General features: G+C 69.6%; 12 protein-coding genes. 10 read left to right on the plus strand and 2 right to left on the minus strand.

Features of this window, described 5'->3' with window-relative positions; all coding sequences use genetic code 11:
• The first annotated feature begins 438 nt into the window (after window positions 1-438).
• Both eccD and ACWCPM_RS33665 read left to right on the plus strand, forming a co-directional pair.
• Entirely contained in the window at window positions 439-1,944 is a 1,506-nt protein-coding gene (eccD, locus tag ACWCPM_RS33660) for a type VII secretion integral membrane protein EccD (protein WP_450980069.1), read from the plus strand.
• A 147-nt stretch (window positions 1,945-2,091) separates the two neighbouring features.
• Window positions 2,092-3,615: an outer membrane protein assembly factor BamB family protein gene (locus tag ACWCPM_RS33665; RefSeq protein WP_450980070.1), complete on the plus strand. Its 1,524-nt coding sequence runs from the start codon at window positions 2,092-2,094 to the stop codon at window positions 3,613-3,615.
• Between the two features lie 76 nt (window positions 3,616-3,691).
• Here ACWCPM_RS33665 and ACWCPM_RS33670 read toward each other — a convergent pair whose 3' ends face one another.
• A complete protein-coding gene (locus ACWCPM_RS33670; RefSeq protein WP_450980071.1) occupies window positions 3,692-3,985 on the minus strand; it encodes a DUF397 domain-containing protein in 294 nt (97 codons plus the stop codon).
• A 275-nt stretch (window positions 3,986-4,260) separates the two neighbouring features.
• On the opposite strand from ACWCPM_RS33670, the gene rpsO reads away from it, so the two are divergent.
• The 5 genes from rpsO (at window position 4,261) to ACWCPM_RS33695 (ending at window position 9,849) form a co-directional block, all read left to right on the plus strand.
• Window positions 4,261-4,548 carry a 30S ribosomal protein S15 gene (gene rpsO / locus ACWCPM_RS33675; protein ID WP_053763275.1) on the plus strand — a complete coding sequence of 96 codons (288 nt, stop codon included), beginning with the start codon at window positions 4,261-4,263 and terminating at the stop codon, window positions 4,546-4,548.
• 419 nt (window positions 4,549-4,967) lie between these two features.
• Entirely contained in the window at window positions 4,968-7,187 is a 2,220-nt protein-coding gene (locus ACWCPM_RS33680; protein ID WP_450980072.1) for a polyribonucleotide nucleotidyltransferase, read from the plus strand.
• Window positions 7,184-8,563, plus strand: coding sequence for a M16 family metallopeptidase (locus tag ACWCPM_RS33685; protein WP_450980073.1), 1,380 nt, complete (start codon window positions 7,184-7,186; stop codon window positions 8,561-8,563). Before ACWCPM_RS33680 ends, ACWCPM_RS33685 begins: the two co-directional genes overlap by 4 nt.
• Before the next feature lie 69 nt (window positions 8,564-8,632).
• On the plus strand, window positions 8,633-9,385 hold the full coding sequence (gene dapB / locus ACWCPM_RS33690) for a 4-hydroxy-tetrahydrodipicolinate reductase (RefSeq protein ID WP_450980074.1): 753 nt from the start codon (window positions 8,633-8,635) through the stop codon (window positions 9,383-9,385).
• An 11-nt stretch (window positions 9,386-9,396) separates the two neighbouring features.
• Window positions 9,397-9,849 carry a hypothetical protein gene (locus ACWCPM_RS33695; RefSeq protein WP_450980075.1) on the plus strand — a complete coding sequence of 151 codons (453 nt, stop codon included), beginning with the start codon at window positions 9,397-9,399 and terminating at the stop codon, window positions 9,847-9,849.
• A gap of 52 nt (window positions 9,850-9,901) precedes the next feature.
• Here ACWCPM_RS33695 and ACWCPM_RS33700 read toward each other — a convergent pair whose 3' ends face one another.
• The gene (locus tag ACWCPM_RS33700; RefSeq protein WP_450980079.1) at window positions 9,902-10,456 is read right to left on the minus strand and encodes a hypothetical protein; all 555 of its coding nucleotides are present in this window, start codon (window positions 10,454-10,456) and stop codon (window positions 9,902-9,904) included.
• A 480-nt stretch (window positions 10,457-10,936) separates the two neighbouring features.
• Here ACWCPM_RS33700 and thyX point away from each other — a divergent pair, with 480 nt between their 5' ends.
• The 3 genes from thyX (at window position 10,937) to ACWCPM_RS33715 (ending at window position 14,628) form a co-directional block, all read left to right on the plus strand.
• Window positions 10,937-11,677, plus strand: coding sequence for an FAD-dependent thymidylate synthase (gene thyX, locus ACWCPM_RS33705; protein WP_450980076.1), 741 nt, complete (start codon window positions 10,937-10,939; stop codon window positions 11,675-11,677).
• A 211-nt stretch (window positions 11,678-11,888) separates the two neighbouring features.
• Window positions 11,889-12,788, plus strand: a complete 900-nt coding sequence (gene dapA / locus ACWCPM_RS33710) for a 4-hydroxy-tetrahydrodipicolinate synthase (RefSeq protein WP_450980077.1) — start codon at window positions 11,889-11,891, stop codon at window positions 12,786-12,788.
• Window positions 12,789-12,942: 154 nt separating this feature from the next.
• Window positions 12,943-14,628 carry a ribonuclease J gene (locus ACWCPM_RS33715; RefSeq protein ID WP_450980078.1) on the plus strand — a complete coding sequence of 562 codons (1,686 nt, stop codon included), beginning with the start codon at window positions 12,943-12,945 and terminating at the stop codon, window positions 14,626-14,628.
• The last annotated feature ends 258 nt before the right edge of the window (window positions 14,629-14,886 follow it).

A 14,886-nucleotide genomic window follows, 5' to 3' on the forward strand; every position in this document is an offset into this window, starting at 1 on the left:
GGATACGGAACCAACAGGGCTCCTGTGCTGATGGGTTGAGACTTCGAACACCTCCCTCAACGGCACGGGAGCCCTGTCCGTTGCGGCACCCACCCCCACCTGACCGACGTCACCCGATCAGTGGCCACGCTGAAAGGGCTCACTGCTCACCAATTCCCTTGCCGGCCCCGGCAAGTACCGTCCACCACCCCGTGTCAGGCGGACGCGGGCCGCCGCGTGATCCTACTGACTTCTTGTGCGACGAGGGGGCGGTAAGGTGCCGGATGTTCGCGTGAGCACATGCGGCGCGGGTCCCGGGAGACCGGACATTCCGTGCGGTTCGGCACCCGACGGCGGCTGTTCGGGCGCCCGGCAGGACACGCCGGCCGTGCGGCGCGCGAACCGGTGCAACTTCTTCACGCCGCCGACGCGGAACCATCACTCAGGGGGGAGCAGCAGGTGAGCATCACGGCCTCCGGGACAACCACCGCGGGAGGGCCCGGAACAGGCGCCACGCCCGTGCAGGGCCTCGGCTTCTGCCGGGTCACGATCGTCGCGCCCGACAGCAGGATCGACGTGGCCCTTCCCGACGGCGTACCGGTCGTCGACATCTGTCCGGAGATCCTCAGGCTCTCCCGGCAGAGCCCCGCCGAGGGCGCGCCGGTCGGCTACCACCTCGTACGCCGGGACGGCAGGGTTCTCGACGGTTCACGCTCGTTCGCCGCCCAGCGCATTCTCGACGGCGAACTCCTCTCCCTGCGCCCCTTCGCGGAGTCGCTTCCTCCCGCCGTCCACGACGACGTGTCCGAGGCGGTCGCCTCGGCGGTGACCAGGGAGCACACCTTGTGGGGCGGCGACCTGACCCGCGCCGCCGGTCTTGCCGGCGGCGCCCTCCTGTCGGCCCTGCTCGCCTTCGTCGCCTGGATGGGCGACCCACGTCACGACATGCACGGACTGCCCGGCGTCCTCGCCGGCGTCGCCGGTGTCCTCCTGGTCGCCCTGGCCTGCGTGCGGGCCCGTGTGTACAACGACCGGGCCTCGGCCATCGCCCTGGGACTCGGCGCCCTTGCGAACGTCGGGGTGGCCGGTTCCGGACTCCTCCCGCTGGCCGACGGCCAGGGTGTGGGCAAACTCCAGTTCCTGCTGGCCTGCGCGGCGGTACTGATCGCCGCGACGCTGCTCACCCTGTGCTCACCCGGAGGCGACGGCCCGTTCGTCGCTGCCGTGACGGCGTCCGGGGTGGTCCTGGCAGCCGTCCTCGCGGGAATCCTCGCCCGATGGACGCCTTCCGAGATCGCCGCCCTGTGCGCACCGGTCGCCGTAGGGGCCCTGGCCTTCCTGCCCGGTCTGTCCCTGCGCTTCGTCCGGCTCCCGATCGGCTTCGACGCCCACGCGTCCGCCCCTCGCAGCGCGTACGGCACCGACCCGGCCCCCGTGGAGCCGATCGACCTCGACCGGATTTCCGCGCAGTCCCGCCGCGGACACGAACTCCTGGTCGGCCTGGCCGGCGGGTGCGCTCTGATCGCGGTCGGCTCCTGCGCGGTCCTCGGTTTCTCCGACGGCGTCTGGGCCCAACTCCTCGCTCTCGCCGCGGGCGTCGCACTGCTGATGCGCGCCCAGCTCTTCCGCTACACCGCTCAGGTCGCCCCCGTGCTGGCCGCGGGCTTCGGCTCACTCGCGCTGCTAGGACTCGGCCTGGCGTTCAATCCGCCCCTGTCGGCGGTCCGTGACGCCCTGTCGGGTGACCGTACCGATCTGGACGTCCGTACCGTCTGGCTCGTCGCGGCGATCGCGCTGGTGTCGGCCGTCGTCACCGCGATCGGCCTGATCGCGTCGCGAGGCGGTGCGACCCCGTTCTGGGGACGCTTCATGGAGATCGCAGAGGGCTTCGTGCTGCTGACCCTCGTGCCGTTGGCGCTCGCCGTCTTCGACGTGTACGCGGCCGCCCGGGCGATGACGAGTTGAGTGTGGCGTCCGGCACCGGCGACGAGTTGAGTGTGGCGTCCGGCACCGGCGACGAGTTGAGTGTGGCGTCCGGCACCGGCGACGAACTGAACGTGACGCCCGCCACCGACGACGAGTTGAACGCACGTACGGAAAGGAACCTCAAGCGTGAGCTTCGGCCCGCCCCCCTCCGTCTACACGCAGTCCGCGATGTCCGCCGAAGTCGCCCGCGCCGGCCGCCGCCGCAAGCTGCTGTTGTGGCCCCTCGTCCTGGTGCTCGTCGTGGCATTCGGCGCCGGTGGCTGGTTCCTCTGGAGCGGCGACGACGCGACGACCGAGGCGAAGGGCCCCGCGGGGCAGAGCCGTCTCGCCGTCCGTGAGACGGTCGAGAAGCCGCCCGCGAGCAGTGTCGGGAAGATGGCGTTCCGCTTCTCCGTGGACGATCTGAGCCCCGGCGAGCACTACGAGATGCCCGGCATGTGGGCCACGGACAAGATCCTCGCCAAGGGCATCAACAAGACGGTCCTCGGCCTGCCCGTCGGCACCGACGCCTCCCTGGGCGACGAGAAGTGGAAGATCACCCTCGACGGCCCGATCTGCGGCTACACCCGCCATGTCAGTGGCGACAACCGTACGGCCGTCCTTTTCCGGGAGAGCGAGGAGCAGGACGCCCTCTGCGACCAGGCGGCCTTCTTCGACCTCGACGACGGGCGCACGGTGTGGAAGCGCGGCCTCTCCGCCTCATCCCCGGGCGACCGACCGGGGAGCCCCCGGAACAGCGAGTGGCAGGACACCCCGAGCGTCACCCTGGCCCACGGCACGGTTGTCGTGACCTGGGGCGGTGGCACCGACGCGTATGCCATGGACACCGGCAGGCGACTGTGGCGTACGACGTCCGACGACCCCTGCCAGGACATGGGCGCCGCCGGCGGAGCGGCGCTGATCGTCCGCCAGCGGTGCACGAACGACGACGAGAGCCTCCCCGTGGACTCGCTGGAACGCATCCACTACAAGGCCCGCAAGATCGACCCGCGCACCGGCGAGGTCCTGTGGACCCACTCCGCGGCCAAGGGCATCCGGGACCTGAGGATCCCGTCCGCCGAGCCGCCCGTCCTCGCCGTCGAGGCCGGCCAGATCGGGATATCCGATCTGCTCTCCCTCGACGACAAGGGGAAGACCCGCGCCACGATCGGTCTGCAGAGCGGCACCTATGTGGGGGAGTGCTCGAACGACGACTATCTGGTCGTCGACGACTGCCCCACCATCGCCGTCGCGGACGACCAGGTCTTCCTCCGCAGCAAGGACGCGGACGAGGCCGTCAACTCCAACTGGGTGATCGGCTTCGACCTGGCGACCGGCAACACCACCAGGAAGTTCGACTCCGGTCCCGGCTCGCTGCTCCACCCGATCCGGATGAGCGGTGACCACCTGCTCGCGCTGCGCCTGAGCGACGACGGCATCGCGCCCCACGCCCTCGTCGGCCTGGACCCGGAATCCGGCCGTGAGACGCCCTACTTCTACTTCGAGGTGCCGGAGGAGGCCCGGCTGATGACGGCGGCGGAGCACAACTACATCGCCGTCCACCGCGGCCGCCTCTTCTTCGGGGCCAAGCTGGTCGACGGCCCGCCCTCCGGCAAGGCGTGGATCTACCTGGTCCTCGGCATCGAAAGCACCGCCCGCAGCACCCTCTGACGCCCGCCCCCGCCTGCGGCGGGCCGGTCCGACCCCCGCCTGAGGCGGCCGGTCCGCCACCGGCCGCCGCACCGGACTACTGCTCGGCCGCCCCTCCGCCCCCCGGCGCCGGCTCCAGGTCGAACTCCCCGTCCCGCGCCCCGAGCACGAACGCCCGCCACTCACCCTCCGTGTACCGGAGCACGGTCTCCGGATCGAGCGAGGAGCGCATGGCCACGGCTCCGCCGGGCAGGTAGGCGATCTCCACCCGCTCCTCCTGCTCCTCCGTGCCCGGCGCGCTGTTCCAGTCGACGCCCGAGATGTCGAGTGCGTACAGCTCGTCCCGCTCCCGCTCCTTGCGCGCCCTGATCTCCGATTCCGACTCCGCCATCGCGCAGCGACCCCTTCCCGACGTGAACGTTCCGACGACGATCCGACCGTTCACCCTAGTGGCCGCTCCGCCGCCGGCAGGGCGCTTCGCCGGGCACGGGCGGAGCGGTCCTCACCAGCTGGTAACCTGTCTGCTGGCCGTTTGTGTACGCACCCCCGGAGCCCCAGGCCCTGGAGGCCGCGCCCAGCGGATCCCCGCCTTCCGAGTCATGGAAGCTCCCCCGAGATGCAGACCGGGGGCACTCGGTGGCCCTTCACAGACTATGAGGAGTACGCGTGTCGCTCGACGCCGCTACGAAGAAGCAGATCATCTCCGAGTTCGGTACCAAGGAGGGTGACACCGGCACCCCCGAGGTCCAGGTCGCTCTGCTGTCCCGTCGGATCTCCGACCTGACGGAGCACCTCAAGACCCACAAGCACGACCACCACTCCCGCCGTGGTCTGCTGATCCTGGTCGGTCAGCGCCGCCGGCTGCTGCAGTACCTGGCCAAGAAGGACATCCAGCGCTTCCGTGCGCTGGTCGACCGCCTCGGCATCCGCCGCGGTGCGGCGGGCGCCAAGTAACACGCCGTGAAGGGAGCGGTTCCCACCACGAGGGGGCCGCTCCCTTTGCTGTACATGCGGAGTGTCACCACCCCTTTGTAGTGTGGTAGCACAACGCAATACGCACGATCCGACGCAGTACGCACGACCCAAGGCAGTACGCACGACCCGTCCGCGGTGCGCTCGACCGAGCACAGTACGCACGACGGAGCACCGCACGCACGACACAGCGTGAATCCCCCCATCCATCGGGGTAGGCGGGTTCACAAGACGAACGAGGAGGAGCGCACCGCGCCGCCGCCGGTCCTCGGTAGTGGCCCCCGGGGGGAAGTGACCCGGGTGCTTCGATCGAAGACCGGTCCGCACCAGACGGAGCGCTTCTCCGCCACCGTCCCCCCGCCACACGGGCGAGGAGGGACGAAGACGAGGAGAAAACGCTAGTGGAGAACGAGACCCACTACGCCGAGGCCGTTATCGACAACGGCGCGTTCGGCACCCGCACCATCCGCTTCGAGACGGGCCGCCTGGCCAAGCAGGCCGCCGGCTCCGCCGTGGCGTACCTGGACGACGACACCATGGTGCTGTCGGCCACCACCGCCTCCAAGAACCCCAAGGACCAGCTCGACTTCTTCCCCCTCACGGTGGACGTCGAGGAGCGGATGTACGCCGCCGGCAAGATCCCCGGCAGCTTCTTCCGCCGCGAGGGCCGGCCCTCCGAGGACGCGATCCTCACCTGCCGCCTCATCGACCGCCCGCTGCGCCCGTCCTTCAAGAAGGGCCTGCGCAACGAGATCCAGGTCGTCGCCACGATCATGGCGCTCAACCCCGACCACCTGTACGACGTCGTGGCGATCAACGCCGCCTCCGCGTCCACGCAGCTGGCCGGCCTGCCCTTCTCCGGCCCGATCGGCGGCGTCCGCGTCGCGCTGATCCGCGGTCAGTGGGTGGCCTTCCCGACGCACACCGAGCTCGAGGACGCCGTCTTCGACATGGTCGTCGCGGGCCGCGCCCTGGAGGACGGCGACGTCGCGATCATGATGGTCGAGGCCGAGGCCACCGACCAGACGATCAAGCTGGTCGACGGTGGTGCCGAGGCGCCGACCGAGGAGGTCGTCGCCGCCGGTCTGGAAGCCGCGAAGCCCTTCATCAAGGTCCTGTGCAAGGCGCAGTCGGACCTCGCCGCGAAGGCCGCCAAGCCGACCGGCGAGTTCCCGATCTTCCTGGACTACCAGGACGACGTCCTGGAGGCGCTCAGCGCCGCCGTCCGCCCCGAGCTGGCCCAGGCGCTCACCATCGCCGGCAAGCAGGAGCGCGAGTCCGAGCTGGACCGCGTGAAGACCCTCGCGGCCGAGAAGCTCCTGCCGGAGTTCGAGGGCCGCGAGAAGGAGATCTCCGCCGCGTACCGCTCGCTCACCAAGCAGCTGGTCCGCGAGCGCGTGATCAAGGAGAAGAAGCGCATCGACGGCCGCGGCGTGACGGACATCCGTACGCTCGCCGCCGAGGTCGAGGCCATCCCGCGCGTGCACGGCTCCGCGGTGTTCGAGCGTGGCGAGACCCAGATCCTGGGCGTCACCACGCTGAACATGCTCCGCATGGAGCAGCAGCTGGACACCCTCTCCCCGGTGACCCGCAAGCGCTACATGCACAACTACAACTTCCCGCCGTACTCCACCGGCGAGACCGGCCGCGTCGGCTCCCCGAAGCGCCGCGAGATCGGCCACGGCGCCCTCGCCGAGCGCGCGCTCGTGCCGGTCCTGCCGGCGCGCGAGGATTTCCCCTACGCGATCCGCCAGGTCTCCGAGGCGCTGAGCTCCAACGGCTCGACGTCCATGGGCTCGGTCTGCGCCTCGACCATGTCGCTGCTGAACGCCGGTGTGCCGCTCAAGGCCCCCGTCGCCGGTATCGCCATGGGCCTGATCTCCCAGGAGATCGACGGCGAGACGCACTACGTCACCCTCACCGACATCCTCGGTGCGGAGGACGCCTTCGGCGACATGGACTTCAAGGTCGCCGGCACCAAGGAGTTCGTGACCGCCCTCCAGCTCGACACCAAGCTGGACGGCATCCCGGCCTCCGTGCTCGCCGCCGCCCTGAAGCAGGCCCGGGACGCGCGTCTCCACATCCTCGACGTGATGATGGAGGCCATCGACCGGCCCGACGAGATGTCCCCGAACGCGCCGCGGATCATCACCGTGAAGATCCCGGTCGACAAGATCGGTGAGGTCATCGGCCCCAAGGGCAAGATGATCAACCAGATCCAGGAGGACACCGGCGCCGAGATCACGATCGAGGACGACGGCACGATCTACATCGGTGCCTCCGACGGCCCGGCCGCCGAGGCCGCCCGTGCCACGATCAACGGCATCGCCAACCCGACCATGCCCGAGGTCGGCGAGCGCTACCTGGGCACGGTCGTGAAGACGACCACCTTCGGCGCGTTCGTCTCCCTGCTGCCCGGCAAGGACGGTCTGCTGCACATCTCGCAGATCCGCAAGCTGGCCGGCGGCAAGCGCGTGGAGAACGTCGAGGACGTGCTCGGTGTGGGCCACAAGGTCCAGGTCGAGATCGCCGAGATCGACTCCCGCGGCAAGCTCTCCCTGATCCCCGTGATCGAGGGCGAGGAAGCCTCCGAGGACACGAAGGACGACGCCGACCAGTGACGTCCCACGGCTCCAAGGTGACGGCCCGCTCCTCTTCGGAGGCGCGGGCCGTCGCCCGTACCCAAACCCTCATCAAGGGCGAGGGCGGCATCGGCACCGTCCGCAAGACCACCCTCCCCGGTGGTCTGCGCGTCGTCACCGAGACGCTGCCCTCCGTCCGCTCCGCCACCTTCGGCATCTGGGCGCACGTAGGCTCCCGTGACGAGACGCCGTCCCTGAACGGCGCCACGCACTACCTGGAGCACCTGCTCTTCAAGGGCACCGGGCGCAGAAGCGCCCTGGACATCTCCTCCGCCCTCGACGCGGTCGGCGGCGAGATGAACGCGTTCACGGCGAAGGAGTACACGTGCTACTACGCGCGGGTGCTCGACACCGACCTGCCGCTCGCCATCGACGTCGTCTGCGACATGCTGACCGGCTCGCTCATCCTCGAAGAGGACGTGAACGTCGAGCGCGGCGCGATCCTCGAAGAGATCGCCATGACCGAGGACGACCCGGGCGACTGCGTGCACGACCTGTTCGCGCACACGATGTTCGGCGACAACGCGCTCGGCCGCCCGGTCCTCGGCACGGTCGACACCGTCAACGCCCTCACCGCCGACCGCATCCGACGCTTCTACAAGAAGCACTACGACCCGACCCACCTCGTGGTCGCCTGCGCCGGCAACGTCGATCACGGCAAGGTCGTCCGGATGGTGCGCGCGGCCTTCGAGAGGGCCGGTGCGCTCGACGACCACGCCGCCCAGCCCATCGCGCCGCGTGACGGCCGCCGAGCGATCCGCGCCAGCGGCCGCGTCGAACTGATCGGCCGCAAGACCGAGCAGGCCCACGTCGTGCTCGGCATGCCGGGCCTGGCGCGCACGGACGACCGCCGCTGGTCCCTCGGCGTGCTGAACACCGCCCTCGGCGGCGGCATGTCGTCCCGCCTCTTCCAGGAGGTACGGGAGAAGCGCGGCCTGGCCTACAGCGTCTACTCGTACACCTCCGGCTTCGCCGACTGCGGCCTGTTCGGCGTCTACGCCGGCTGCCGTCCGTCACAGGTGCACGACGTGCTGAAGATCTGCCGCGACGAACTGGACCACGTCGCCGAGCACGGCCTGTCCGACGAGGAGATCGCCCGCGCCGTCGGCCAGCTCCGCGGCTCCACGGTCCTCGGCCTGGAGGACACCGGCGCGCTGATGAACCGTATCGGCAAGAGCGAGCTGTGCTGGGGCGAGCAGATGTCCGTCGACGACATGCTGGCCCGGATAGCGGCGGTGACCCCGGAGGAGGTCCGCGCGGTCGCGCGTGACGTCCTCGGACAGCGGCCCTCGCTGTCGGTCATCGGTCCCCTGAAGGACAAGCAGGCGTCCCGTCTGCACGATGCCGTCGCCTGACACCCGAACCAGTCATCGGTCCCGAACCGACTTCGGTCCCGGACCCGTCATCGGCAAGGAAGCAAGAACATGAGCAAACTGCGCGTGGCGGTACTCGGCGCCAAGGGCCGTATCGGTTCCGAGGCGGTACGGGCGGTCGAGGCCGCCGAGGACATGGAGCTGGTCGCGACCCTCTCCCGGGGCGACAGACTGGAGACCCTGGCCGAGACCGGCGCCCAGGTCGCCGTCGAGCTCACCACCCCCGCCTCGGTGATGGGCAACCTCGACTTCTGCGTACGGCACGGCATCCATGCCGTCGTCGGCACGACGGGCTGGACGGACGAGCGCCTCGCGCAGCTGCGCGGCTGGCTGGAGCAGTCTCCGGAGACGGGCGTGCTGATCGCGCCCAACTTCTCCATCGGAGCCGTCCTCACCATGAAGTTCGCGCAGATCGCCGCGCCCTACTTCGAGTCCGTCGAGGTCGTCGAGCTGCACCACCCCGACAAGGTCGACGCCCCCAGCGGCACCGCGACCCGCACCGCCCAGCTCATCGCCGAGGCGCGTGCCAAGGCGGGCTCGGCTCCCGCGCCGGACGCCACGGTCACGGCCCTGGACGGGGCACGCGGCGCGGACGTCGACGGCGTGCCCGTGCACGCGGTGCGTCTGCGAGGTCTGCTCGCCCACCAGGAGGTCCTCCTCGGCGGCGAGGGCGAGACGCTCACCGTCCGGCACGACTCGCTGCACCACAGCAGCTTCATGCCGGGCATCCTGCTGGGCGCGCGCCGCGTGGTGAGCACGCCGGGGCTCACGTTCGGCCTGGAAAACTTCCTGGACCTGGGCTGAGCCGGACTGTCATGCGCGCGAAACTCTCCTACCTCGTCACGGCCGCCGTCCTGGTCTTCTACTTCGTCCTGGTCGGCAGCCGTGGTGTGCTGCTCATAAGGACCGGCACGGTCGTCACCGTCACCTTCGGTGTGGCGGTGCTGATCCTGCCGGTGATCGGTCTGTGGTTCCTGTGGAAGAACACCCAGTTCGTCCGCCGGGCCAACGCTCTCGCCGCCGAGCTCGACGCCGAGGGCGGTCTGCCCGTCGACGAACTCAAGCGGCTGCCCAGCGGCCGTATCGACCGTGACTCGGCCGACGAGGTCTTCACTCGGCGCAAGGCCGAGACGGAGGCGGCGTCGGAGGACTGGCGAACCTGGTTCCGCCTCGCCGTCGCTTATCAGGACGCCCGGGACACCCCCCGCGCACGCAAGGCGATGCAGCGGGCGATCGCACTCCACGAGGGCGAGACCGCCGGGGTCTGAGGCCCCTCGGTGCACCCGGGTGTCCGAGACCTCTCGGCGCCCGGGGAGGGTTTCAGCCCTGCCCGTATTCCGCGGCCCAGGCCTCCACCGCGTCCGCTGCCCGGTCGAAGGCGCTGGAGCGGGCCAGGAAGTCGGCATTGTGGGTGGTCAGCAGATACGGCATGTCGTCCGCGGCGGCGCCCTTGCGGTCCAGGATCAGTGCCTGCCCCTGGACCGTGCGCGGAAGGCCCAGCCAGCGCACCGGCTGCTGCAGCGTCCGCACGGCCGCGACCCGGTCCCACGACACGGTCCGGGTGTGCAGGAAGCGCACCTGGCGCAGCCCGTGCGCGCTCACCCACACGCCCATGCGCAGCAACCGCAGGGCGATGGCGATGATCACCAGCGCGATACCGAAGATCACGGCGGACGCGGCCGGCGTGTCGGTGAGGGCGATGATCACCGCTGCGAACAGCACGTACGAGGCCAGCAGCAGCCAGAGCGCGGACGCGCCCACCCGCCACGGGCCGGGGCGGTAGGGCCGCCGCCAGCGGTCGCGGTCGTCGAACGGCAGTGCGACATCGCCGGTCGTGTCGAAGGCGTTGTCGGCCGTCAGGAAGGACAGGGGCACGGCTGGGTCCTCGCTCATCCATGCATGGGCTGTGCCCGGTGAGGCTATCGACCCGCGTCCGCGCCCACCACCCTTGGGGGTCCGTCCGAGGAAGCGGCCCGCGCGGCGACCGCCGGAAGCCGGGCCCATCCGGTGGCCGTCGGCAGTGGTCTGTCTCAGCGGCGGTCGGAGGCCCGTGGCTGCCGCGTCGGCGTCGACACGTGATCCTGCTCGAGCGTCGGCATCCCGATCACCAGGGAGCCGGCGGCCCGGCCACGATGGTGAGCCCCATCAGCCGGCGCCCAGCTGTCTGCCCGGCGGACGCACGCCGACGGGGCGGGGGAGTGACACCTCTCTGAGTACGCGGGGCGTCGCATGAACGACTGTCATCAGTACAGACGCGCGAGTACCCGGTGAAGTGCCGTCTTATCGGGAGAATCTTCGCTCAACACACGGATGAGTAGAGTGGGCGCCGTCCACGCAGTGACGGGAAGGATCCTCTTGACCTCCGCCGATGCCCCCCACCCCGACATCGCCCTGCGCGGTGATGTCACGGTCGAGCTGGTGAAGTCCAGCGCCTCCGACTCGGACGTCCTGTTCGCCGCCCGGGTCTCGACCCTCGGCGAGCAGTCCCTCGCCGAGTTGCAGAAGGACCCCGAGCGGTCGAAGGGCCTGATCAACTACTTGATGAGGGACAGGCACGGCAGCCCCTTCGAGCACAACTCGATGACCTTCCTGATCAGTGCGCCGATCTTCGTCTTCCGGGAGTTCATGCGGCACCGCGTCGGCTGGTCCTACAACGAGGAGTCCGGCCGCTACCGCGAGCTCCAGCCCGTCTTCTACGTCCCCGACACCTCCCGCAAGCTGGTGCAGGAGGGACGCCCGGGCAAGTACACCTTCGTGGAGGGGACGCCAGCGCAGTACGAGACGGTCCACCGCGTGCTCGACGAGTCGTACCAGCAGGCCTACGCCGCCTACCAGAAGCTCCTGGCGGAGGGCGTCGCCCGCGAGGTCGCGCGCACGGTGCTGCCGGTCGGCCTGTTCTCGTCGATGTACGCCACGTGCAACGCCCGCTCGCTGATGCACTTCCTCGGTCTGCGTACCCAGCACGAGCTCGCCCAGGTCCCGTCCTTCCCGCAGCGCGAGATCGAGATGGTCGGCGAGAAGATGGAGGCGGAGTGGGCCGAGCTCATGCCGCTCACCTACGCCGCCTTCAACGCCAACGGCCGGGTCGCGCCGTAGCGCACGCCGGTATCCCGGGCAGGCGCAGGTGTCCGGATCAGTCGGGCGAAGTGTCCGTATTGCGGCATTTGGAGAAGTTCATCTAGCCTGATCAAACGGACCCGGCACTGCTTGAACCCCCGAGCAGGCAGTGCCGGGATCCTCCTTTGTCCAGACTTTTCCCGCATCCCGAGGGCAGACCGCGCCTTGAGCAACGAGTAGCGTGTAACCCATGGCTCCGACCTCCACTCCGCAGACCCCCTTCGGGCGGGTCCTTACCGCCATGGTCACGCCCTTCACGGCGGACGGCGGACTCGACCTCGACGGCGCGCAGCGGCTCGCCACGCACCTGGTGGACGCAGGCAACGACGGCCTGATCATCAACGGCACCACCGGTGAGTCCCCCACCACCAGCGACGCGGAGAAAACGGACCTCGTACGAGCCGTCCTGGAGGCCGTGGGAGACCGCGCCCACGTGGTGGCGGGCGTCGGCACGAACGACACCCACCACAGCATCGAACTGGCCCGAGCGGCCGAGCGCACCGGCGCGCACGGCCTGCTCGTCGTCACGCCGTACTACAACAAGCCCCCGCAGGAGGGCCTGTACCGCCACTTCACGGCCGTCGCCGACGCCGCCGAGCTGCCGGTCATGCTCTACGACATCCCCGGCCGCAGCGGCGTCCCGATCAACACGGAGACGCTGGTCCGGCTCGCCGAGCACCCGCGGATCGTCGCCAACAAGGACGCCAAGGGCGATCTCGGCCGCGCGAGCTGGGCCATCGCCCGCTCCGGCCTCGCCTGGTACTCCGGCGACGACATGCTGAACCTGCCGCTGCTCTCTGTGGGCGCCGTCGGCTTCGTCTCCGTCGTCGGGCACCTGGTCACCCCCGAGCTGCGTCAGCTGGTCGAGGCGTACACCGGCGGCGACGTCCAGAAGGCGACCGAGATCCACCAGAAGCTGCTCCCGGTCTACACGGGCATGTTCCGCACCCAGGGCGTCATGACCACCAAGGCCGCACTCACCCTCCAGGGACTGCCCGGCGGCCCGCTGCGCCCGCCCATGGTCGAACTCACGCCCCAGGAGATCGAGCAACTCAAGATCGATCTTGCTGCCGGCGGGGTACAGCTCTGACAACGGACTTCGCCCCGAACGGGCGCGTAGGGACTTCACAACTGAATAAGCGGGCCACCGATGCCCGCATCCCACAACGACAACTGCTTCTGCACGAACGTCACGCGCGCCACGTGCCCCATCGGTACGTGGCGCGTGTGGTGAGGAGAGTCTTTTGAGTCATCCGCATCCTGAACTCGGCTCGCCGCCGCCGCTTCCCGAAGGCGGCCTGCGGGTCACCCCACTCGGCGGCCTCGGTGAGATCGGCCGCAACATGACGGTCTTCGAATACGGCGGCCGCCTGCTGATCGTCGACTGCGGGGTGCTCTTCCCCGAGGAGGAGCAGCCCGGAATCGACCTGATCCTGCCGGACTTCTCGTCCATCCGGGACCGCCTCGACGACATCGAGGGCATCGTCCTCACGCACGGCCACGAGGACCACATCGGCGGCGTCCCCTTCCTGCTCCGCGAGAAGCCGGACATCCCGCTGATCGGCTCCAAGCTGACCCTCGCCCTGATCGAGGCCAAGCTCCAGGAACACCGCATCCGCCCCTACACGCTCGAGGTCGCGGAAGGCCACCGCGAGCGGGTCGGCCCGTTCGACTGCGAGTTCGTCGCGGTGAACCACTCCATCCCGGACGCGCTCGCGGTCGCCATCCGCACGCCCGCCGGCATGGTCGTCCACACCGGCGACTTCAAGATGGACCAGCTCCCGCTGGACGGCCGGCTCACGGACCTGCACGCGTTCGCACGCCTGAGCGAGGAGGGCATCGACCTCCTTCTCTCGGACTCGACGAACGCCGAGGTCCCGGGGTTCGTCCCGCCCGAGCGCGACATCTCCAACGTCCTGCGCCAGGTCTTCGCGTCCGCCCGCAAGCGGATCATCGTGGCGAGCTTCGCCAGCCACGTCCACCGCATCCAGCAGATCCTGGACGCCGCCCACGAGAACGGCCGCCGGGTCGCCTTTGTCGGCCGCTCCATGGTCCGCAACATGGGCATCGCCAGGGACCTCGGCTATCTGAAGGTCCCACCGGGTCTCGTCGTCGACGTCAGGACGCTCGACGACCTCCCGGACAGCGAGGTGGTCCTCGTCTGCACGGGATCGCAGGGTGAGCCGATGGCCGCACTCTCGCGCATGGCCAACCGGGACCACCAGATCCGGATCGTCCACGGCGACACGGTGATCCTGGCGTCGTCCCTGATCCCGGGCAACGAGAACGCGGTCTACCGCGTCATCAACGGCCTCACCCGCTGGGGCGCCAACGTCGTCCACAAGGGCAACGCCAAGGTGCACGTCTCCGGCCACGCGTCGGCGGGCGAGCTCCTGTACTTCTACAACATCTGCAGGCCACGCAACCTGATGCCGGTCCATGGCGAATGGCGCCACCTGCGCGCCAACGCCGAGCTGGGCGCCCTGACCGGAGTCCCGCACGACCGCATCGTGATCGCCGAGGACGGCGTCGCCGTCGACCTCGTCCAGGGCAAGGCGAAGATCTCCGGCAAGGTCCAGGCCGGCTACGTGTACGTCGACGGCCTCTCGGTCGGCGACGTGGGCGAGCCCGCGCTGAAGGACCGCAAGATCCTCGGCGAGGAGGGCATCATCTCGGTCTTCGTCGTCGTGGACTCGTCCACCGGCAAGATCACGGGTGGCCCGCACGTCCAGGCCCGGGGCTCCGGCATCGAGGACGCGGCCTTCGTCGACGTCCTCCCGAAGATCACCGAGGTCCTGGAGCGCTCGGCGCAGGACGGCGTCGTGGAACCCCACCAACTGCAGCAACTGATCCGCCGCACCCTGGGCAAGTGGGTCTCCGACAGGTACCGCCGCAGGCCGATGATCCTGCCGGTCGTCGTGGAGGTCTGACCCGCGTACGGCCCGTTCGTACGCACGGACTTGGAGCGGGGCGCCTCGATTTGCATCGAGGCGCCCCGCTCCAGTACGTTTACGGCTCGCTCCCCCGGGAACCCGGCCACTCCGTGCGCCGGACACAGTCTCCGGAGCGGGGTGGAAAATCCGGCTCAGAATCTCTGATAAAGTCGGAACCGCCGGAAAGGGAAACGCGAAAGCGAGAACCTGGAAAGCACCGAGGAAATCGGGTCGAGAAAAGATCTGATAGAGTCG

It is taken from the genome of Streptomyces sp. NPDC002309, from assembly GCF_053593375.1.

Coding starts and splice junctions, on each gene's coding strand:
- ACWCPM_RS33670 (WP_450980071.1), bottom strand. CDS start 3,985: ATGGCGGAGTCGGAATCGGAGATCAGGGCGCGCAAGGAGCGGGAGCGG.
- dapB (WP_450980074.1), top strand. CDS start 8,633: ATGAGCAAACTGCGCGTGGCGGTACTCGGCGCCAAGGGCCGTATCGGT.
- ACWCPM_RS33695 (WP_450980075.1), top strand. CDS start 9,397: ATGCGCGCGAAACTCTCCTACCTCGTCACGGCCGCCGTCCTGGTCTTC.
- dapA (WP_450980077.1), top strand. CDS start 11,889: ATGGCTCCGACCTCCACTCCGCAGACCCCCTTCGGGCGGGTCCTTACC.